Source organism: Blautia luti, from assembly GCF_033096465.1.
Lineage (GTDB): Bacteria > Bacillota > Clostridia > Lachnospirales > Lachnospiraceae > Blautia_A > Blautia_A luti.
In genome coordinates this window covers 3,072,164-3,091,293 of the sequence record NZ_AP028156.1, presented here as the reverse complement: position 1 = coordinate 3,091,293, position 19,130 = coordinate 3,072,164, and the positions used below count along the sequence as shown (strand labels likewise).

Here is a 19,130-nt window from a genome sequence, read left to right as displayed (position 1 = left end):
TGCTAAATCATATCAAACAGATATGAAATACGTAGAAAGAGAAGAGGCTTAGAGATGAGAGTATTAAAGAGCCAGAATCGAATTTGTATAGAAGAAAAACGAATGTGTCGATGTTGATAAACTGAACATAAAACATAGAAAGCAAGACCAATTATCATATATCAGAAGAAAGATGAGGGAAAAACATGAGCAAAAAAATCGAAAGAAAAGACAGAAAATTTAAATTTGAAACATTACAGCTTCACGTAGGACAGGAAAGCCCGGATCCGGTTACAGATGCAAGAGCAGTACCGATCTACCAGACATCTTCTTACGTATTCAGAAACTGCGATCACGCAGCAGCTCGTTTCGGACTTGAAGATGCAGGTAACATTTACGGACGTCTTACAAACCCGACAGAAGATGTATTCGAGAAGAGAATCGCAGCACTTGAAGGTGGTTCCGCAGCACTTGCAGTAGCATCCGGTGCTGCAGCGATCACATACACAATCGAGAATCTTGCGCAGCAGGGTGACCACATCGTAGCAGCTAAGAACATCTACGGTGGAACAACAAACCTTCTTGAGCATACACTTCCGGCTTACGGAATCACAACAACATTCGTTGATGTATTCAACCTTGAAGAAATAGAGAACGCAATCCAGGACAACACAAAAGCTGTTTACATTGAAACACTTGGAAACCCGAACTCTGATGTAGTTGATATTGAAGCTGTCGCAAAGATCGCTCACGCACATAAGATCCCGCTTGTTGTAGATAACACATTTGCTACACCTTACCTTGTAAGACCGATCGAATACGGCGCAGACATCGTTGTACATTCAGCAACCAAGTTCATCGGTGGACACGGAACAACAATCGGTGGTGTGATCGTTGAAAGCGGTAAATTCGACTGGGAAGCATCAGGTAAATTTGCATCCCTGACAGAGCCAAACCCAAGCTACCACGGAGTAAGCTTCACAAAAGCCTGCGGACCAGCTGCATTTGTTACAAAGATCCGTGCGATCCTTCTTCGTGACACAGGTGCAACAATCTCTCCTGTAAGCTCCTTCATCTTCCTTCAGGGACTTGAGACACTGTCTCTTCGTGTAGAGCGTCATGTAGAGAACGCACTGAAAGTAGTTCAGTACTTAAATAATCACCCACAGGTAGAGAAAGTTCATCATCCGTCTGTATCCACAGATCCAAGCCAGCAGGAACTTTACAAGAAATATTTCCCGAACGGCGGCGGTTCTATCTTTACATTCGAGATCAAGGGTGACGCTCAGAAAGCAAAAGACTTCATCGACAACCTGGAACTGTTCTCACTGCTTGCTAACGTAGCTGATGTTAAATCTCTTGTTATCCATCCAGCTACAACAACACACAGTCAGTGTACAGAAGAAGAACTTCTTGACCAGGGTATCAAACCAAACACAATCCGTCTTTCTATCGGTACTGAGAACATCGACGACATCATTCAGGACCTTGACGAAGCATTCAAGGCAGTAGCTGAATAAATAATTAATTCATAGTATATACCTCCTTTATTATTGCATGAACAACAGAACGTGAATAAGAAGACCTTTATCAGGATTTCCCCCATATTCGGATAAGGGTCTTTTTTCTATTTCATACACCTTGACAAATCGGAAAAATGAGATATAATACAAAAATGCAAATAAGTTGCAAATACAAATGAATTGCAAATACGAACAGGTTGCAAATATGCAGATTGTCTGGAAATACAGGGAGGGTCATATGACAGATATTATTTTGGATTCAGTAATTGACAGTGTGAAGCTGCTGCCGTTTCTTTTTCTTACGTATTTATTTATGGAGTGGCTGGAACACAAGACCGGTTCTGCTGCCCGAAACAGGATCCGTACAGCAGGAAAACTGGGACCTGTCTGGGGCGGACTTCTGGGGATGATCCCACAGTGTGGTTTCTCGGCTGCAGCTTCGAGCCTTTTCACAGGGAGAGTGATTACAGTGGGAACACTGATCGCGGTTTATCTTTCTACTTCGGATGAGATGTTCCCGATCATGATCTCCAATGCGGTTCCTGCAGCTACGATCATCAAGATTCTGGCATGTAAAGCTGCCATCGGAATATTATCAGGACTTATTGTGGAGTATGTGTATACGCATATTTTGAAGAAGCAGGAGAAAGACATGGACATCCATGAGATCTGCGAGGAGGAACGCTGTAACTGTGAACATGGACTGATTTCCTCGGCACTGTCTCATACTTTGCATGTTTTTGTATATATTTTCTTGATTTCTCTGGCTTTAAATATTATCATTGGATTAGTGGGAGAAGAGACATTGGCAGGACTTTTCACAGGGGCACCGGTAGTAGGTGAACTGATCGCAGCCCTTGTAGGACTGATCCCCAACTGTGCTTCTTCTGTAGTGATCACTCAGCTATACCTGGATCACATTATCGGAGCAGGTGCCATGATGGCAGGACTTCTGGTAAATGCGGGAGTAGGACTTCTGATCCTGTTCCGTCTGAACCATGACAGGGCACAGAATCTGAAGATTATCGGGACTCTGTATGGACTTGGGGTATTCTGGGGGATCGTGATTGAATTATCTGGAATCGTATTTTAGGAGGAATTATGGCGGGAAGCAGTTATGCGACAGCAAGCCGCAGGAAAATACTTGAATATCTGAAGAACAGCAACGACCACACGGTAACAGCCGCAGATGTGGACGAATACTTAAAAGAACACGACAGTGAAGTAAATATTACAACCATTTACCGCTATCTGGATAAGCTGGCGAAGGAAGGCACTGTGATCAAATATGTAGCAGAAAAGGGATGCCAGGCGGCTTACCAGTATGTAGAGCCTGGACGGGGCTGTGAGCAGCATCTGCATCTGAAATGTGTGAAATGCGGCAAGATCATTCATCTGGAGTGTCATTTCATGGAAGAGATTTCACATCATATTGAAGAGAGTCATGGATTTACCTTGCAGTGTAAGAATTCTATTCTGTATGGAGTGTGCAAAGAGTGTAAAAACCGCCTGGAAGAGAAGTGACGGTGGCATGGGAAAACAGGCTTCTCTTGACGGAAATACAGATATGCTGTAAAATTGTAAGAATGAATTTTGCAGCATATTTTGTTTACTGAGAACAGTAATGATAACAGGAGAAAAAATGAAGATCAGGAAAATATTATGTGGTATTCTGGCAGGAGTTCTGATATGTACAGGGAATCCGGTGATATCCCAGGGAAAAGTACAGGCGCAGCTTCAGGTCGTAAGAAGTAAAACAATGACAGTAACTCTGGAAGCTTCCGGGGGAAGGATGGTAAAGAAGGCATCTGTAGCAGGAACTGTCACTCTTCCATCGGACAGAAATGGTTCTGATTACACATTCCTGGGCTGGTCCACGAAGAGGGGACAGACCAGAAACCCACAGTATCAGGCATATGAGACCATCAAGGTTACCAGAAATATGCATCTGTATCCGGTAAGATACCGTTGGAGTCAGGAACCGGATATCAATGTGAAGAATCTGGCGGCGAATCTGGATCAATATTCCAGAATTATTTTCGTAGGGGATTCACGTACAGTAATGATGGGACAGACTCTGATCGGTCAGTACCAGAACAGTGTCAGTGATAAAGTCAGCTTTATCTGTAAAGGTAGACAGGGACTGGCATGGATGAAAGAGACTGCGGAAGAATCTCTGACGAAGGCGCTGAAAGCGGCAGAAGCAGAAGAAGGAGCGACAGCAGTTGTCTTCAACCTGGGAGTAAATGATCTTATTCACAGAAGAGGCACGGAGTTTGATTATCAGAAAAAAGCATCCGAATATATTACATACATGAAGAATCTGGCGAAGCAGTTGTCCGGTTTTAACTGTAAACTGTTTTATATGTCAGTAAATCCGGTTAATACAGCCATGAAGCACACCCGGAAAGAATCTGAAGTCAGGGGATTCAATGAAGCCCTGCAAAAAGGCCTGGGAGACAGGTACACGTGGATCGATACCTATTCGTATCTGATGAAATTCGGCTATACCACCCATAATGAATTCAGGGGAGGACTGGATGACGGACTTCATTATTCAATGAAAACCTATAAAAGGATCTATTCCCTGGTAATGAAAAATCTGAAAAAATCATAAGTATATGCAGCCCGGAGGCCGAAGAAGTGTCCTCCGGGTTATCTGTGTAGATCTTATATATAAAGCACAACAGGAGGAGAAGCTTTATGAAAAGAGAGAGCTTCAGGAAAGGTTTAAGAGACGGCGTACCTATTGGACTGGGGTATTTCGCCGTATCGTTTACATTTGGTATGATGGCGGTGGCAGACGGATTAAGTATCTGGCAGGCAGTTCTGATCTCACTGACCAATGTAACATCAGCGGGACAGTTTGCAGGTCTTGAGATCATGGTGATGAGCGGTTCATACTGGGAAATGGCGCTGACCCAGCTGATCATCAATCTTCGCTACTGTCTGATGTCATTTTCCCTGGCGCAGAAATTCAGGCGGGACGAATCACTGGTGCACCGTTATATTGCAGCATTTGGCGTGACAGATGAGATCTTCGGAATCAGTGCCAGCCAGCCGGGCAAGGTGAGTGCATTTTATAACTATGGAGCCATGTGTGTGGCCATCCCGGGATGGGTACTTGGAACCCTGGCAGGAGCAATCTCCGGAAATCTGCTTCCGGATTTCATGATGAGCGCGTTGAGTGTGGCGATTTATGGAATGTTTCTGGCCATCATTATTCCACCTGCGAAGCAGAATAAGGCAGTGCTGGCAGTGGTTGTGGCTGCGATGGCAATCAGTACCCTGTTTAAAGTGGTTCCTTTGCTGTCAAAAGTTTCCTCAGGTTTCGTGATCATTATCACAACATTGATCGTAGCAGGAGCAGCAGCCTATTTCTGCCCGATAGAAGAGAAAGAGGAGGAGAATGTTCATGAGTCATAATATTTATATCTATATTCTGGTAATGGCGGGAGTGACTTATCTGATCCGTATGCTTCCTCTGGCACTATCCAGAAAAGAGATCACCAGCCCGTTTATCAAATCATTTCTGTATTATGTGCCGTATGCGTGCCTGGCAGCCATGACATTCCCGGCAATCCTTTTTGCTACAGACAGTGTGATTTCGGCGGCTGTTGGATTTATTGTGGCACTGATCGCTGCGTATAAGGAGAAGAGCCTTCTCACTGTTGCGTTATTCGCATGTGCTGCGGTATTTATTGTGGAAAGAATACTGGAATTTGCCATGTAGATGTGGATAATCAGAGAAATTCCGAGAGAGTCAGAATAGAAAAAGGGATATGTGTCATGAGAGGATGGCAGATATCCCTTTTGTTTTTGATATGTAAAGAGTTTTTATTTCAGGAAGCTGACGTCGATCTCTCCGTCGAAGACTGTAGTGGCCGGGCCTGTCATGTAGACGAGATTCTCCTGGCGATCCCAGAAAATCTCCAGATCTCCGCCGAGAAGCTTCACAGTTACCGGCTGGCTGTCGTCCACGTGACCATTTAAAATAGAAGCAACAGCTACTGCACAGGCACCGGTACCGCAGGCAAGTGTCTCGCCGGAACCTCTTTCCCACACACGCATCTTCAGGGTATGATCATCGATCACCTGAACAAATTCTGTATTTACACGGTCAGGAAATGCCACATGGTTTTCGAAAGAAGGTCCGATCTTCTCGATATCCAGATGATCCACGTCTGCCATGTAAACGATGGCGTGAGGATTTCCCATGGAAACAGCAGTGATATAATAGGTCTCTCCGTTTACGGAAAGAGGCTCATTGATCACCTGTTCTTTCTCAGAGACTACAGGGATCTGTCTGGCAGTGAGGATCGGGGAACCCATGTTTACTTTCACCAGGGAAACTTTGCCGTCCTTTACAGTGAGATCGAGATATTTGATCCCGCTTCTGGTTGCCACGGAGATATGTTTCTTATTTACGATGCCGTAGTCATAGGCATATTTGGCAACACAGCGGATCCCGTTTCCGCACATGGCACCCTGGGAACCGTCCAGATTGTACATATCCATCTCGCAGTCTGCCACATCAGACGGCTTGATCAGAATCAGACCATCAGAACCGATCCCGAAGTGACGGTCACTGACATATCTGGCCACAGCAGAGGGGTTCTCTACAGTCTCCTTAAAACAGTTTACATATACATAATCGTTTCCGATACCATGCATTTTCGTGAATTTCATCAGCAAATCCTCCTTATTGGTTATTATATTTATACGCCTCTTAGTTTTCCAATATCTGTTACTATAAAGGAAAAATGTTATGAAAAAGTGAAAAACTTAGTGTTTTTAACGAAATCATATTATACATTATATGGAAAATACTTCTGTCATTCAAGTTTTACCTTGCATTTTATAGAAAGTATGTTAAAATTAAAAACAAAAAATATACAGCCGAAACGCATAATTATACGCTGCGGTCCCTGCAAGAGGGAAAGATGGCAGCGGTATCTATACTTTCGGATGCGAGGAGGAAGAAAGATGAAAGATCAGAAAAGATTTGCAGCCCTTGCAATCAGTGCAGTTATGGTAGTTTCCATGGCAGGAAGCGTATCCGCAGCTCAGAAAGTTGAATCTAAAGATGACCTTGCTGGAGCAACGATCGGTGTTCAGCTTGGTACAACAGGTGACCTTGATGCATCTGATTATGAGAAAGATGGCTCTACAGTAGAACGTTATAATAAAGGAAGCGAAGCTGTTCAGGCATTAAAAGCAGGCCAGATCGACTGCGTGATCATCGATTCACAGCCGGCGCAGAAATTCGTTGAGAACAACGATGACCTTAAGATCCTGGATGAGCCATTCGAGCAGGAAGAATACGCAATCTGCTTAAAGAAAGGCAATGACGAACTTCTTGATAAGATCAACGGAGCTCTGAAAGAACTGAAAGATGACGGAACCGTTGACAGCATCATGAGCAACTATATTGGTGAAGATGCAGGCAAGACTCCATATGAGTCTCCGAAAGATGTTGACCGTTCTAACGGAACACTGGTAATGGCTACTAACGCTGAATTCGAGCCATACGAATATCATGAAGGTGATGATATCGTAGGTATCGACGCAGATATCGCCCAGGCGATCTGTGACAAACTTGGATATGAATTGAAGATCGAAGATATGGAGTTCGACTCCATCCTTCCGGCAGTACAGTCCGGTAAAGCAGATTTCGGCGCAGCAGGTATGACTGTAACAGAAGACCGTAAATCAAGCGTTGACTTTACAGATACTTATGCAGATGCAAGCCAGGTTATCATTGTCAAAAAATAATCTGGGAGCACAGCGGAGCAATCCGTGGTATCTCAAATAAAAAGAACAATACAACAGAGCTGTTGACGATCTGCCAACAGCTCTCTTTACGAGACAGAGGTTTTTATGAATAATCCTATGATATTAGCGAGTGTAAAAGAAGATTTTTATCTGAACTTTATTAAAGATGACCGCTATCTCTGGCTTCTGGATGGTCTGAAAACAACCCTCATTATCACTGTATTTGCGGTAATCGTAGGTCTGATCATCGGTTTCCTTGTAGCGATCATCCGTTCTGCTCATGATAAGTCAGGTTCATTTAAGATTCTCAATGCGATCTGCAGAGTTTACCTGACCGTGATCCGTGGAACACCAACCATGATCCAGCTGTTGATCATGAACTTTGTAATCTTTGGTTCTGTAAGCGTTAACAAGATCATCGTAGGTGGTCTTGCCTTCGGTATCAACTCCGGTGCTTATGTGGCTGAGATCGTCCGTTCCGGTATTATGTCTATTGACCAGGGACAGACAGAAGCAGGACGAAGCCTGGGACTGAACTTCAGCCAGACCATGCGCCTGATCATTATCCCACAGGCGTTTAAGAACGTACTTCCTGCACTAGTAAATGAATTTATCGTGCTGATCAAAGAAACATCCATCATCGGTTACATCGGTATGATGGATCTGACAAAGGGCGCAATGCTGATCCAGAGCCGTACATATAATGCGTTCTGGCCTCTGATGGCAGCTGCTGCAATCTATCTTGTGATCGTCGGAATCCTTACATGGGGTATGAATAAACTGGAAAGGAGATTAAGAACCAGTGAGCGATAAGAATGTACTGATCCAGGTCAAAGATCTGAAGAAAGCCTTTGGCACCAATCAGGTTCTTGACGGAATTACAACGGATATCTGTCAGGGAGAAGTGGTAGCCATCATCGGTCCGTCCGGTTCCGGTAAATCTACTTTCCTGAGATCCTTAAATCTTCTGGAGGTTCCAACAGGGGGACAGATCCTTTTCGAAGGAACGGATATTACAGACCCGAAAGTTGACATTAACAGACACCGTCAGAAAATCGGAATGGTATTCCAGCAGTTTAATCTTTTTCCACATAAGACAGTAAAAGAGAACATTATGCTGGCTCCTGTAGAACTGAAGCTGATGACAAAGGACGAAGCATCGAAGAAAGCAGACGAGCTTCTGGCACGTGTGGGACTTCCGGATAAAGCCAATGCATATCCGAATATGCTTTCCGGCGGACAGAAACAGCGTATTGCCATTGCGCGTTCCCTGGCTATGAATCCGGATGTAATGCTTTTCGATGAGCCGACTTCCGCACTTGACCCTGAGATGGTCGGAGAGGTTCTGGAGCTGATGAAAGAGCTGGCACAGTCCGGTATGACTATGGCTGTAGTTACCCATGAGATGGGATTTGCCAGAGAAGTGGCAACCAGAGTCCTTTTCATTGATGATGGTAAGATCCAGGAGGAGAATACTCCGAAAGAGTTCTTCGCCAACCCGAAGAACCAGAGACTGAGAGATTTTCTTTCAAAGGTTTTATAAGATGCTGAAAAGATTTAACAGTTTTATAGAAAAGTGGATGGCACTGGTAACACCGACCTGTCTGTTACTGGGTGTATGCTTTCCTGATATTGCCAAACACGGTCTGCCTTATGTGCCGGCCGTGTTTGCATTTATAACATTTTCCGGGGCACTGAAGTCCAGATTTAAGGATGTGGCCAATGTATTTCGTCATCCTGGACCGCTGATCCTGATCCTGCTTCTGCTTCATGTGGTGATCCCGGCAGCAGCCTGTGGAGCTGGTCATCTGTTCTTCGGCGATAATATGGATCTGATCACGGGAATGGTGCTGGAATTTGCAGTTCCGACGGCAGTGGTAAGCCTGATGTGGGTGACCATCTATGAGGGCAACAGTCCCCTGTCTTTATCGCTGGTGGTACTTGATACTGTGCTTGCGCCGTTTCTGATCCCGGCAACGCTGCAGATCCTGCTGGGTTCTGCGGTAACTATGGATTCCACGAAGATGATGAGAGAACTGGTATTTATGGTGGCTCTGCCTGCAGTTGCGGCAATGGCACTGAATCAGGTTACAGATGGAAAAGTGATGAAGACATGGCCGGGGAAACTGGCGCCTTTTTCCAAACTGGCGCTGATGTTTGTAGTAACATCCAATTCTTCTAAGGTGGCTCCTTATATCCGCGATATGAATATGCAGAGGGTAAAGGTTGCACTGGCAATTCTGGTTCTGGCTGCTTCCGGATATGCACTGGGATGGCTGGTGGCTCATATTTTCAGGCGGGACCGCACCACGGCGGTTTCCATGATGTATGGAACCGGAATGAGGAATATCAGTGCGGGAGCGGTGATCGCAGCTGCATATTTTCCGGGAGAAGTGATGTTTCCGGTTATGATCGGAACACTTTTTCAGCAGGTTCTGGCTGCATTGTTCGGGAAACTGCTAGCACAGAAGAAAGAAGAATAAAAAGACAGATAAAAAATGAGACTGCCGGGTTCCCTGTGATGGAACCCGGCAGTCTCAGGATTATGTGACTCTACTTTGATGCAGAGGTTTCTGATGTTTCGGAAGCTTCTGCATATTTTTTCAGTTCTTTGTAGCAGTATTTGATGATTTCCTTACGTGTGATGATCCCAATGAAATATCCCTGGTCATCCACCACCGGAACGTAATTCTGGTTGATGGCTTTATCCAGGAGGTCTTCCATATTGGAGTTTGCGTGAACGGCCTTATAGGTTGCACGGCGGGGAACCGCCATGATGGAAATTCCTTCAGATGTCTTCAGATCCGGTACGTTTAAGGTTTTCATACCCCAGAGAAGGTCGCCCTCGGAAATGGTTCCGGTATATTTGCCGTCCAGGCTGAGAAGGGGGATGCAGGAAAATTTCCTGTGTTCCATCTTCTCCAGTGTCTGGCGTAAGGTTTCATTTTCAAAGATGTACGCTACTTCACTTTTTGGTGTTAAAAAGAATAAAATGTTCACTTTTGTAAATACCCCGTTAATTTTAATTTGGCAATTGCAGATATCAGGTTAGGATCCGGAGATCTTTATCCTGGCATCATATGGTGGAAGCATATGGAAGATGCTTCTGTGGTTATGATAGTCTGCGGGGCGTATGATGTCAATATAACGAAATATAAAATTTTTCGAAATTTTATTATAAAAGCTGAACACCCTTAGCCTCAGCTTCTGCCATAACCTCTTCCGGCCACAGGGAAGCATGTACTTCACCGATATGAGCTTTGCGTAAGAAGAACATACAGATTCGGGACTGACCGATGCCGCCGCCGATGGTATATGGAAGCTCTTTATTCAGGATAGCTTTCTGGAAAGGAAGTTCACGTCTGTCATCGCAGTCTGCGATAGTCAGCTGTTTATCCAGAGCGTCTTCGTCTACACGGATACCCATGGAAGAAAGCTCCAGAGCGATGTCCAGAACCGGATAATATACCAGGATATCACCGTTTAATTCCCAGTCATCATAGTCCGGTGCACGTCCGTCATGGCGTTCTCCGTTGGTTAAAGTTTTACCAACCTGCATAAGGAATACAGCACCTTTTTCTTTAACGATCTTGTATTCACGTTCCTTCGGAGTAAGGTCAGGATACATGTCTACCAGCTCCTGAGTGCTGACAAATGCGATCTCTCTTGGAAGGATTTCTTCGATATAGTCATACTGTACAGCCATGTACTTCTCAGTTTTGCGCAGCACGCTGTAGATGGCGCGTACTGTGGAAACCAGAGTATCCATGTTGCGTTCTTCTTTGCTGATGATCTTTTCCCAGTCCCATTGGTCTACATATACAGAATGGATGTTGTCCAGGTCTTCATCGCGGCGGATGGCAATCATATCTGTATACAGGCCCTCGCCGTGAGCGAAGCCGTATTTCTTCAGTGCATATCTTTTCCATTTCGCAAGGGAATGAACGATCTCTGCTGTTTCATCCTGTCCCTTGATGTCGAAGCTTACAGGGCGTTCTACGCCGTTAAGGTTATCGTTCAGACCGGATGACGGGTTGACGAATACAGGAGCGGAAACACGCAGCAGATTCAGTTTCTGTGACAGAGTCTGCTGGAAGAAATCCTTCACGGTCTTAATGGCAATCTGGGTATCATGGAGGTTTAAAGCTGAATGATATCCATCAGGAATTTTAATCTGTTCCATTGTTGGAATCCTCCTATTTTTCATATTTGTATATTCTACGCGAATATCCATTAATCTCACACCTCGCTATTATAGCAGGAAAAAGTGTTCTTGGCAATTTGCACCTTGCAAGATTGGCATAAAATGTTACAATAAAATGAGAACGAAAACGGAATATAACCATAAACTGCCAGAGGGTTATGGGCCGGCAACCAGGCGGATGACGGATATCCGTTTGACAAAGAGGGGGATGAGAGATGGGAAAAAGATGCCAGGTCTGCGATGGGCCAGTGGTAAACGGACGGTGTAAATACTGCGGAATGCCATATCGAAATGATGCGGTCATGTATCATCTGAATGAGGACCGGTCAGAGCATTACAGACATGCTTCTGAGAAGGTGCGTAAGGCAATGAAGGAAAATGAAATTCCACTGCCTGACAGAACAGCGAAAAGTACTGCAAAAGGGAAAAATACTTCCAGAAGCATGGTGCCAAATACAGCAAAGAAGTCAGTTTCATCTGCAGGACAGTCCCGGGCAGTTGCAGGGACACAGACCGTACGTACCTATACAGGAAAAACACAGACTTCAGCGCAGAAATCTTCGAAGCCTGCGAAAAAGAGCAGAATATCCACGATCTTCTGGGTGGTATTTGCAGGCGCAGTTGCTTTATATTCCTTTGTACCGGATTCCCTGGATGTGGACAGTGTGATTGAAAAGGTGGCAGATCATCTGGGGCTGACAGATGCGGACAGTGAATCTGTGACAGAAGAGGAAAGCCAGGAGCTTACAGGGCAGGATGAACTGGATGAATATGAATGTACTTTGATAGATACGGATATCGGTACTTATGTAGTGGGAGAAACCGGTACAGAAGATGATGAGATCCTTATGCCTGGAGAATATATTGCAGAAGCAGGCTGGGAGGCGGTTGCCCTGGAGATCACAGAAGCTGATACAGGGAAGGAAAAGACTCTGACGTTTGACAAGGCGAAACAGCAGGTGGACCTGGAATTACATACAGGAGACGAACTGAAAGTTATTTCACTGGATGACCAATATAATTACTTTGCCATGTATCAGATTCAGCAATATGACGAATAATTATTTACCCCTTTCTTTTTTACAGAGTATGTGCTATACTTGATAAGCACACCACATATAGGAAGAATAGCACCTTATGTGGTGTACGAATACTATATGTTGTATATGGGAGTAAAATAGTATGATTTATGTGATAAAGAAAGACGGAACGAAAGAACTGTTTAATTCCAGGAAGATCGTCGCTGCTGTCAATAAATCAGCAGCCAGAATTTTATATACATTCTCAGAGGAGGAGCAGGATTTTATTTGCCGTTTCGCAGAGGAACATGCAGCTTCTCTCGGGAAGAATGAGATCCAGATCCAGGAGATGCATAATATTGTGGAAGGCGCCCTGGAACGTGTGAATCCTGCAGTTGCCAAGAGCTATCGCGACTACAGAAATTATAAGCTGGATTTCATTCACATGATGGATGATGTGTATACGAAGAGTCAGGCGATCCGTTACATCGGTGATAAGAGTAATGCCAATACGGACAGTGCATTGGTTGCCACCAAGCGAAGTCTGATCTTCAATGAACTGAATAAAGAACTTTACCGGAAATTCTTCATGAACCGTAATGAGCTGCAGGCATGCAAGGATGGATATATTTACATTCATGATCAGTCTGCAAGGCTGGATACCATGAACTGCTGTCTGTTTGATGTGGCAGCTGTACTCAGCGGTGGTTTTGAGATGGGAAATGTCTGGTACAATGAGCCGAAGACACTGGATACTGCTTTTGATGTTATGGGAGATATCATCCTGAGCACAGCAGCCCAGCAGTACGGTGGATTTACCGTACCTGAGGTAGATAAGATCCTGGCTCCCTATGCGAAGAAGAGCTATGACAGATATGTAGAAGAATTTATGAAATATTCCGATCCAAGCTGGGTGGGAAGAGAAGAGAAAGCCATCGAAAGAGCTCTTGATAAAGTCAGAAGAGAGTATGACCAGGGATGGCAGGGAATCGAGTACAAGCTGAACACAGTTGGTTCCTCCAGAGGAGATTATCCTTTCGTAACAGTTACCCTTGGACTTGGAACCGGTCAGTTCGAGAAAATGTGCAGTATGTCACTTCTGGCAGTCCATAAAGGCGGTCAGGGTAAAGCCGGACATAAGAAACCGGTACTTTTCCCGAAGATTGTGTTCCTCTATGATGAGAATATTCATGGAAAGGGAAAGATCAGTGAGGATGTGTTCGAGGCTGGAGTTGACTGTTCCGCGAAGACCATGTATCCGGACTGGCTTTCCATGTCAGGTAAGGGTTATATTGCCAGCATGTACAAGCAGTATGGGAAGGTTATCAGTCCTATGGGCTGCAGAGCTTTCTTAAGCCCATGGTACGAAAGAGGCGGCATGCATCCTGCAGATGATAAGGATGTGCCGATATTTGTAGGAAGATTTAATATCGGTGCTGTCAGTCTTCACCTTCCTATGATCCTGGCGAAAGCCAGAGCGGAGAGCAGAGATTTCTATGAGGTCCTTGATTTCTATCTGGAAATGATCCGAAATCTTCATATCCGTACTTATGATTATCTGGGCCAGATGCGTGCATCCACCAATCCTCTTGCTTACTGTGAGGGTGGTTTCTATGGTGGTCATCTTAAGCCAAACGAAAAGATCGGCAAGCTGTTAAAACCAATGACCGCTTCTTTCGGAATCACAGCGTTAAATGAACTCCAGGAACTTTATAATGGCAAATCCATTGCAGAAGATGGCCAGTTTGCCCTGGAAGTTCTCAAATATATTAATGAAAAAGTAAACCAGTTCAAGGAAGAGGACGGTTATCTTTATGCAATCTACGGAACACCGGCAGAGAGTCTCTGCGGTCTTCAGGTAGAACAGTTCCGTAAGATGTACGGGATCATCGAAGGTGTATCGGATCGTCCGTATGTAAGCAACAGCTTCCACTGCCACGTAACTGAGGACGTGACGCCCATCGAGAAACAGGATCTGGAAGGTCGTTTCTGGGAACTGTGCAATGGAGGCAAGATTCAGTATGTCCGTTATCCTATCGACTATAACCGGGAAGCTATCCGTACCCTGATCAGACGTGCCATGGCTCTGGGCTACTATGAGGGAGTAAATCTTTCCCTGGCTTACTGCGATGACTGTGGTCACGAAGAACTGGAAATGGATGTCTGCCCTGTCTGCGGTTCCAAGAATCTTACCAAGATCGACCGCATGAACGGTTACTTATCCTACAGCCGTGTTCATGGTGACACCCGTCTTAACGAAGCTAAGATGGCTGAAATAGCTGAACGAAAATCAATGTAAATAAAAAGGGGACGCTACGGCGTCCCTTTTCGTATATCTTTGAAATATTCAGCTGTCCTCTGGCAGCCATAAATTTCAATTAATGAATAATAGTTCCTGTTTTTTCGAAATAGCCATCTTTCGCATGAGCAATATCTGTGATCACAGTTCTGCGTCCTTCTCCTTTTTCAACAAAAGAGATGCCTGCTTCGAATTTCGGAAGCATGGATCCTGGTGCAAACTGATTTTCTGCCATGTATTTCTTAGCTTCTTCTACAGAGATTCCGCCCAGGAATTCCTCGTCGGCTTTATCAAGGTTCAGACTTACTTTTTCTACACTTGTGAGGATCAGTAAAGTATCTGCGTTCAGTTCTTCTGCCAGAAGTCCGCAGGTAAGATCCTTCTCGATAATGGCACTTGCACCGTGGAGATCGATTCCCTGTTCCATAACCGGAATTCCGCCGCCCCCTGCAGCGATCACAACCTGTCCTGCGTCAACCAGAGTACGGATTGTTTCCAGTTCCACGATCTTCTGTGGTTTCGGTGCAGCTACGATTCTCTTATAAGTGCCGTCTTCCAGTCTGGTAACAAAGTTTCCTTTATTCTCTTCAGCAGCAGCTTCTTCTTCTGTGAGAATACGTCCGATGATCTTCTCCGGTTCAGCGAAAGCATCGTCATATGGATCAATAACCACCTGTGTAAGAACAGTGGCAACCGGTTTATAAATACCACGGGAGATCAGTTCTGCACGGATAGCAGTCTGAAGGTCATATCCGATATATCCCTGGCTCATGGCAGAACATACAGACATAGGTGCGAAAGTATAATCCGGATGTGCTTTTCCGAATTCGTTCATGGCTGTATGGATCATTCCGACCTGTGGGCCGTTACTGTGGGAAACTACTACACGGTTTCCTGCTTCTACAAGATCGGCGATGGCTTTGGCTGCCTTCTTGGTAGCGATTTTCTGTTCAGGTAAAGTGGTGCCAAGTGCTCTGTGACCCAGTGCAACTACTGTAATTTTTTCGCTCATGGGAATTACCTCATTTCTTTATTATTTGTGTTTGATAACCATTCAGCAGATACCACTGTATGAAAATGCTGAACTGTTATATTTCTTTATTGAAAACATACAAATGACTTATCATAATGATAGTTTACATTATAAAAGACTGACAGAAAAAATTCAATAGAAACTTAACAGTAACGCAAACAGCCCCCGCATTTCTGCGGAGGCTGTTGTTTTTTGAGGGGGGAGATAGAGAGTGGTTTTTCATCTATCCAAGACTTATTATATCGGTAAAATATGTTCAAAGTATGTCATATTTCTAAAAGAAACGGAAAATTTATAAACAAACCTTAAAATAAATATATAATTCCCGGCACCTCTTGCTTTCTGTGTAAGGACGTGTTAGAGTGAGAATGTTCCATTTCTGTATTCTGCAGAAATGAAAAATTTCACGCACCAGGTCGGTGCAGATTTCTCTTTTTATGTTTTTATATCTGCTTTATAGTAGAGAGGAGAGATGCCTATGTCTGTGTAGATATCCGTTTACCATAAGAGAAAGCCGCGAAAGTGGAAAAGTTGACAGATTGTAAACGGATCAGAGCTATGATCCATATGTTCATAAGGAGACAGGAACTATGAAAAAAAGAACAGGGAATCATACAAAAACAGCTGCGATAACAGCAATTGCTTTGACAGCAGCAGTTATGGCACCTGCCATGACAATGAGAAATACCAGAGGCGCGCAACAGGAGAATCCTTCTGTCGGTCTGGAAGAAAATGCCGTATGGACAGATGAAGAAAATTTCAGGGCAGAACTCACAGTGAAGATCAGAGGCCTGGACGAAGTGCATACAGACAGTGCACAGGAAACAGCAGAACCAGATCAGGATCCCGGAAATGATGTACAGAATGAAGAGATTGTGGAACAGGAAAACAGTCAGGATGCAGATGAGGATGAAATCCAGATGCAGTCCGAACTTTCGGAAGAGGAGCCGGAACAGGCAGATCAGAAGACGGAATATTTTATGATCACTTATATTTCTGAATATTTTCAGCCGGATATCGATACACTTTCTGAGCAGACCCAGGCAGAGCCGGTGGCGGTTATCAATCAGAAAGGAGAAAGTACAGAAATTATCAGACTGACCAGTATCATTGATACAGAGAAAATGGAAGAGGGAGAAACCGCTCTCAGTTTTCCGGTTTTATTAAGAGAAGAATACCGTACTCCACAGGAGGATATGATGTATTCTGTCATCCAGGAAGAACCGCTGCAGAAAGACCGGCCGGGAGCTGCCAGCTATCTCCAGATGGGATCAGGGGAGGAGGCACAGATCCTGGCAGAGGGAGAATCACCGGTTCTTCATGTAAGAGCCGTGCAGCAGACTCCTGAAGAACCAGAACCAACAGAGGTGCTGGAACCTACAAAAGTCCCGGAACCGGATCCTTCACAGAGTCCGGACTCCACAGAAAGTCCGGCACCAAACCCTACGAAAAAACCAACCGCCGTTCCAACAGAGACACCGAAAGCCACACTCACCCCAATGCCATCCTCCACACCTGTTCCGTCACCGACGGTAAGCCAGGCAGGGGTAAATGGATTCGGGACTAATTTCGGTGTGACGCCTACCCCTGCATCAGATCCGGTTTCTTATCAGAGCAGCAGTTACGGCAGCCAGACTGGAATTTCTTATAAAACAGCCAGCAAGCCTGCCACAGGAGACCAGACGGAAACAGGATTGTCTATAGTGCTTCTGCTCTTTGCTGCAATGTCGGGAATCGGCGCTTTTGCCCGTCTGAAAGGCAAAAATGAACGTTGAAACCATAGGGGAGGTGTGATATTCTTATATATAATGTGTAAATATAACGGAGGAAATAAATCTAAATGAAATTAGTATCCTTATTAGAACGTCTGGAATATACCTGCCTTCAGGGAACTACAGACCAGGAAGTTAAGAATGTTATTTATGATTCCAGGAAAGTGGAAGAAGGCTCTCTTTTTATCTGTATCCGCGGAGCTGTAGTGGACGGACATAAATTCGTGCCGGATGTGGTGGCGAAAGGAGCGAAAGTCCTGGTAGTGGAAGAAGCTGTAGAAGCTCCGGAAGATGTGACAATGATCCTTGTAAAAGATACCCGCTATGCTATGGCCTTTATTTCAGCAGCATATTTCGGCTATCCGGCAGAAAAGCTGAAAACAATCGGAATTACAGGAACCAAGGGAAAAACCACCACCACCTATATGGTTAAATCCATTCTGGAAAATGCTGGCTATAAAGTAGGCCTGATTGGCACCATCGAAGCGATCATCGGTGACAGAAAAATACCTGCCAAAAACACAACGCCGGAATCCTACATGGTACAGGAATATTTCCATGAAATGGTGGAAGCAGGCTGTGACTGTGTGGTAATGGAAGTCTCTTCTCAGGGACTGATGCTTCACAGAACCCAGGGATTTATTTTTGATTTTGGTATTTTCACCAATATTGAACCGGACCATATCGGACCGAATGAACATAAGGACTTCGATGATTATCTCAGATGCAAATCGCTTCTTCTGAAACAGTGTAAAGTGGGAATCGTAAACAGAGACGATGAACATTTCGACAAGATCATAGAAGGCCACACCTGTCAGCTGGAGACATATGGATTCTCACCGGAGGCAGATCTGCGTGCAGAAGATGCGAAACTGGTAGGTGGCAAAGGATATCTGGGAATTTCCTATCATCTGAAGGGACTGCTGGATTTCCATGTGGAAATTGACATTCCTGGTAAATTCAGCATTTATAATTCTCTTACTGCCATTGCAATCTGCCGCCATTTCAAGGTTTCAGAGGAGAATATCCTAAAGGCCCTGAAAGTAGCGAAAGTCAAAGGACGTATCGAGATGGTGAAAGTTTCAGATGAATTTACACTGATGATCGATTATGCACATAATGCCATGGCGCTGGAGAGTCTGCTCACAACATTGAGAGAATACAACCCTCACAGACTGGTATGCCTGTTCGGATGTGGTGGCAACCGTTCTAAGCTGCGCCGCTATGAGATGGGAGAGGTTTCCGGAAAGCTGGCAGATCTTACTATTATCACTTCCGACAACCCACGTGATGAAGAACCACAGGCGATCATTGATGATATCAAGGTGGGAATGGCGAAGACCAGCGGGAAATATGTAGAGATCATTGACCGTAAGGAAGCCATTGCCTATGCGATCCATCATGGAGAACCGGGAGACATTATCGTACTTGCCGGAAAAGGCCATGAGGATTATCAGGAGATCAAAGGTAAGAAATATCCTATGGATGAGAGAGTCCTGATCGCTGATATCCTGGCTGAAAAATAA

The 19,130-nt window shown here is 44.7% G+C and carries 18 protein-coding genes; 14 read left to right on the top strand and 4 right to left on the bottom strand.

Going from position 1 to position 19,130, the window contains the following annotated elements:
- Positions 1-185: 185 nt before the first annotated feature.
- From R8695_RS14275 to R8695_RS14250, 6 genes are all read left to right on the top strand, one after another.
- Positions 186-1,499, top strand: coding sequence for an O-acetylhomoserine aminocarboxypropyltransferase/cysteine synthase family protein (locus R8695_RS14275; protein WP_118509434.1), 1,314 nt, complete (start codon positions 186-188; stop codon positions 1,497-1,499).
- Between the two features lie 241 nt (positions 1,500-1,740).
- Entirely contained in the window at positions 1,741-2,595 is an 855-nt protein-coding gene (locus R8695_RS14270) for a putative manganese transporter (protein WP_154779605.1), read from the top strand.
- Positions 2,596-2,603: 8 nt separating this feature from the next.
- Positions 2,604-3,026 carry a Fur family transcriptional regulator gene (locus tag R8695_RS14265; protein WP_154779606.1) on the top strand — a complete coding sequence of 141 codons (423 nt, stop codon included), beginning with the start codon at positions 2,604-2,606 and terminating at the stop codon, positions 3,024-3,026.
- 118 nt (positions 3,027-3,144) lie between these two features.
- Positions 3,145-4,119 (top strand): SGNH/GDSL hydrolase family protein, encoded by a 975-nt coding sequence (locus R8695_RS14260; RefSeq protein ID WP_167515437.1) that lies wholly within the window; start codon positions 3,145-3,147, stop codon positions 4,117-4,119.
- Positions 4,120-4,205: 86 nt separating this feature from the next.
- Complete coding sequence (locus R8695_RS14255; RefSeq protein WP_154779607.1) at positions 4,206-4,928, top strand: AzlC family ABC transporter permease; 723 nt, start codon at positions 4,206-4,208, stop codon at positions 4,926-4,928.
- Positions 4,918-5,235, top strand: a complete 318-nt coding sequence (locus R8695_RS14250; protein ID WP_118509439.1) for an AzlD domain-containing protein — start codon at positions 4,918-4,920, stop codon at positions 5,233-5,235. Before R8695_RS14255 ends, R8695_RS14250 begins: the two co-directional genes overlap by 11 nt.
- A 104-nt stretch (positions 5,236-5,339) precedes the next feature.
- Here R8695_RS14250 and dapF read toward each other — a convergent pair whose 3' ends face one another.
- Positions 5,340-6,191, bottom strand: a complete 852-nt coding sequence (gene dapF / locus R8695_RS14245) for a diaminopimelate epimerase (RefSeq protein WP_154779608.1) — start codon at positions 6,189-6,191, stop codon at positions 5,340-5,342.
- A 297-nt stretch (positions 6,192-6,488) separates the two neighbouring features.
- On the opposite strand from dapF, the gene R8695_RS14240 reads away from it, so the two are divergent.
- The 4 genes from R8695_RS14240 to R8695_RS14225 all read left to right on the top strand — a co-directional run bounded on the left by R8695_RS14240 (position 6,489) and on the right by R8695_RS14225 (position 9,760).
- Positions 6,489-7,277 carry a transporter substrate-binding domain-containing protein gene (locus R8695_RS14240; RefSeq protein WP_118509441.1) on the top strand — a complete coding sequence of 263 codons (789 nt, stop codon included), beginning with the start codon at positions 6,489-6,491 and terminating at the stop codon, positions 7,275-7,277.
- Between the two features lie 105 nt (positions 7,278-7,382).
- Positions 7,383-8,090 (top strand): amino acid ABC transporter permease, encoded by a 708-nt coding sequence (locus tag R8695_RS14235; RefSeq protein ID WP_118509442.1) that lies wholly within the window; start codon positions 7,383-7,385, stop codon positions 8,088-8,090.
- Positions 8,080-8,820, top strand: coding sequence for an amino acid ABC transporter ATP-binding protein (locus R8695_RS14230; RefSeq protein ID WP_167829734.1), 741 nt, complete (start codon positions 8,080-8,082; stop codon positions 8,818-8,820). Before R8695_RS14235 ends, R8695_RS14230 begins: the two co-directional genes overlap by 11 nt.
- Position 8,821: 1 nt before the next feature.
- A complete protein-coding gene (locus R8695_RS14225) occupies positions 8,822-9,760 on the top strand; it encodes a bile acid:sodium symporter family protein (protein ID WP_118509444.1) in 939 nt (312 codons plus the stop codon).
- Positions 9,761-9,830: 70 nt separating this feature from the next.
- Here the strand turns inward: R8695_RS14225 and R8695_RS14220 are convergent, their stop codons facing one another.
- Both R8695_RS14220 and asnA read right to left on the bottom strand, forming a co-directional pair.
- Positions 9,831-10,277 carry a CBS domain-containing protein gene (locus R8695_RS14220; RefSeq protein ID WP_118509445.1) on the bottom strand — a complete coding sequence of 149 codons (447 nt, stop codon included), beginning with the start codon at positions 10,275-10,277 and terminating at the stop codon, positions 9,831-9,833.
- 175 nt (positions 10,278-10,452) lie between these two features.
- Positions 10,453-11,460 (bottom strand): aspartate--ammonia ligase, encoded by a 1,008-nt coding sequence (gene asnA, locus R8695_RS14215; protein WP_118509446.1) that lies wholly within the window; start codon positions 11,458-11,460, stop codon positions 10,453-10,455.
- A 236-nt stretch (positions 11,461-11,696) separates the two neighbouring features.
- On the opposite strand from asnA, the gene R8695_RS14210 reads away from it, so the two are divergent.
- Complete coding sequence (locus tag R8695_RS14210) at positions 11,697-12,542, top strand: hypothetical protein (RefSeq protein WP_154779609.1); 846 nt, start codon at positions 11,697-11,699, stop codon at positions 12,540-12,542.
- Between the two features lie 121 nt (positions 12,543-12,663).
- Positions 12,664-14,799, top strand: coding sequence for an anaerobic ribonucleoside-triphosphate reductase (gene nrdD / locus R8695_RS14205; RefSeq protein ID WP_118509448.1), 2,136 nt, complete (start codon positions 12,664-12,666; stop codon positions 14,797-14,799).
- A 79-nt stretch (positions 14,800-14,878) separates the two neighbouring features.
- On the opposite strand, the gene arcC is transcribed toward nrdD, so the two are convergent.
- Positions 14,879-15,811 carry a carbamate kinase gene (gene arcC, locus R8695_RS14200; protein WP_118509449.1) on the bottom strand — a complete coding sequence of 311 codons (933 nt, stop codon included), beginning with the start codon at positions 15,809-15,811 and terminating at the stop codon, positions 14,879-14,881.
- A 611-nt stretch (positions 15,812-16,422) separates the two neighbouring features.
- Here arcC and R8695_RS14195 point away from each other — a divergent pair.
- Positions 16,423-17,607, top strand: a complete 1,185-nt coding sequence (locus R8695_RS14195; RefSeq protein WP_154779610.1) for a hypothetical protein — start codon at positions 16,423-16,425, stop codon at positions 17,605-17,607.
- Between the two features lie 65 nt (positions 17,608-17,672).
- Positions 17,673-19,130: a UDP-N-acetylmuramoyl-L-alanyl-D-glutamate--2,6-diaminopimelate ligase gene (locus R8695_RS14190; RefSeq protein ID WP_154779611.1), complete on the top strand. Its 1,458-nt coding sequence runs from the start codon at positions 17,673-17,675 to the stop codon at positions 19,128-19,130.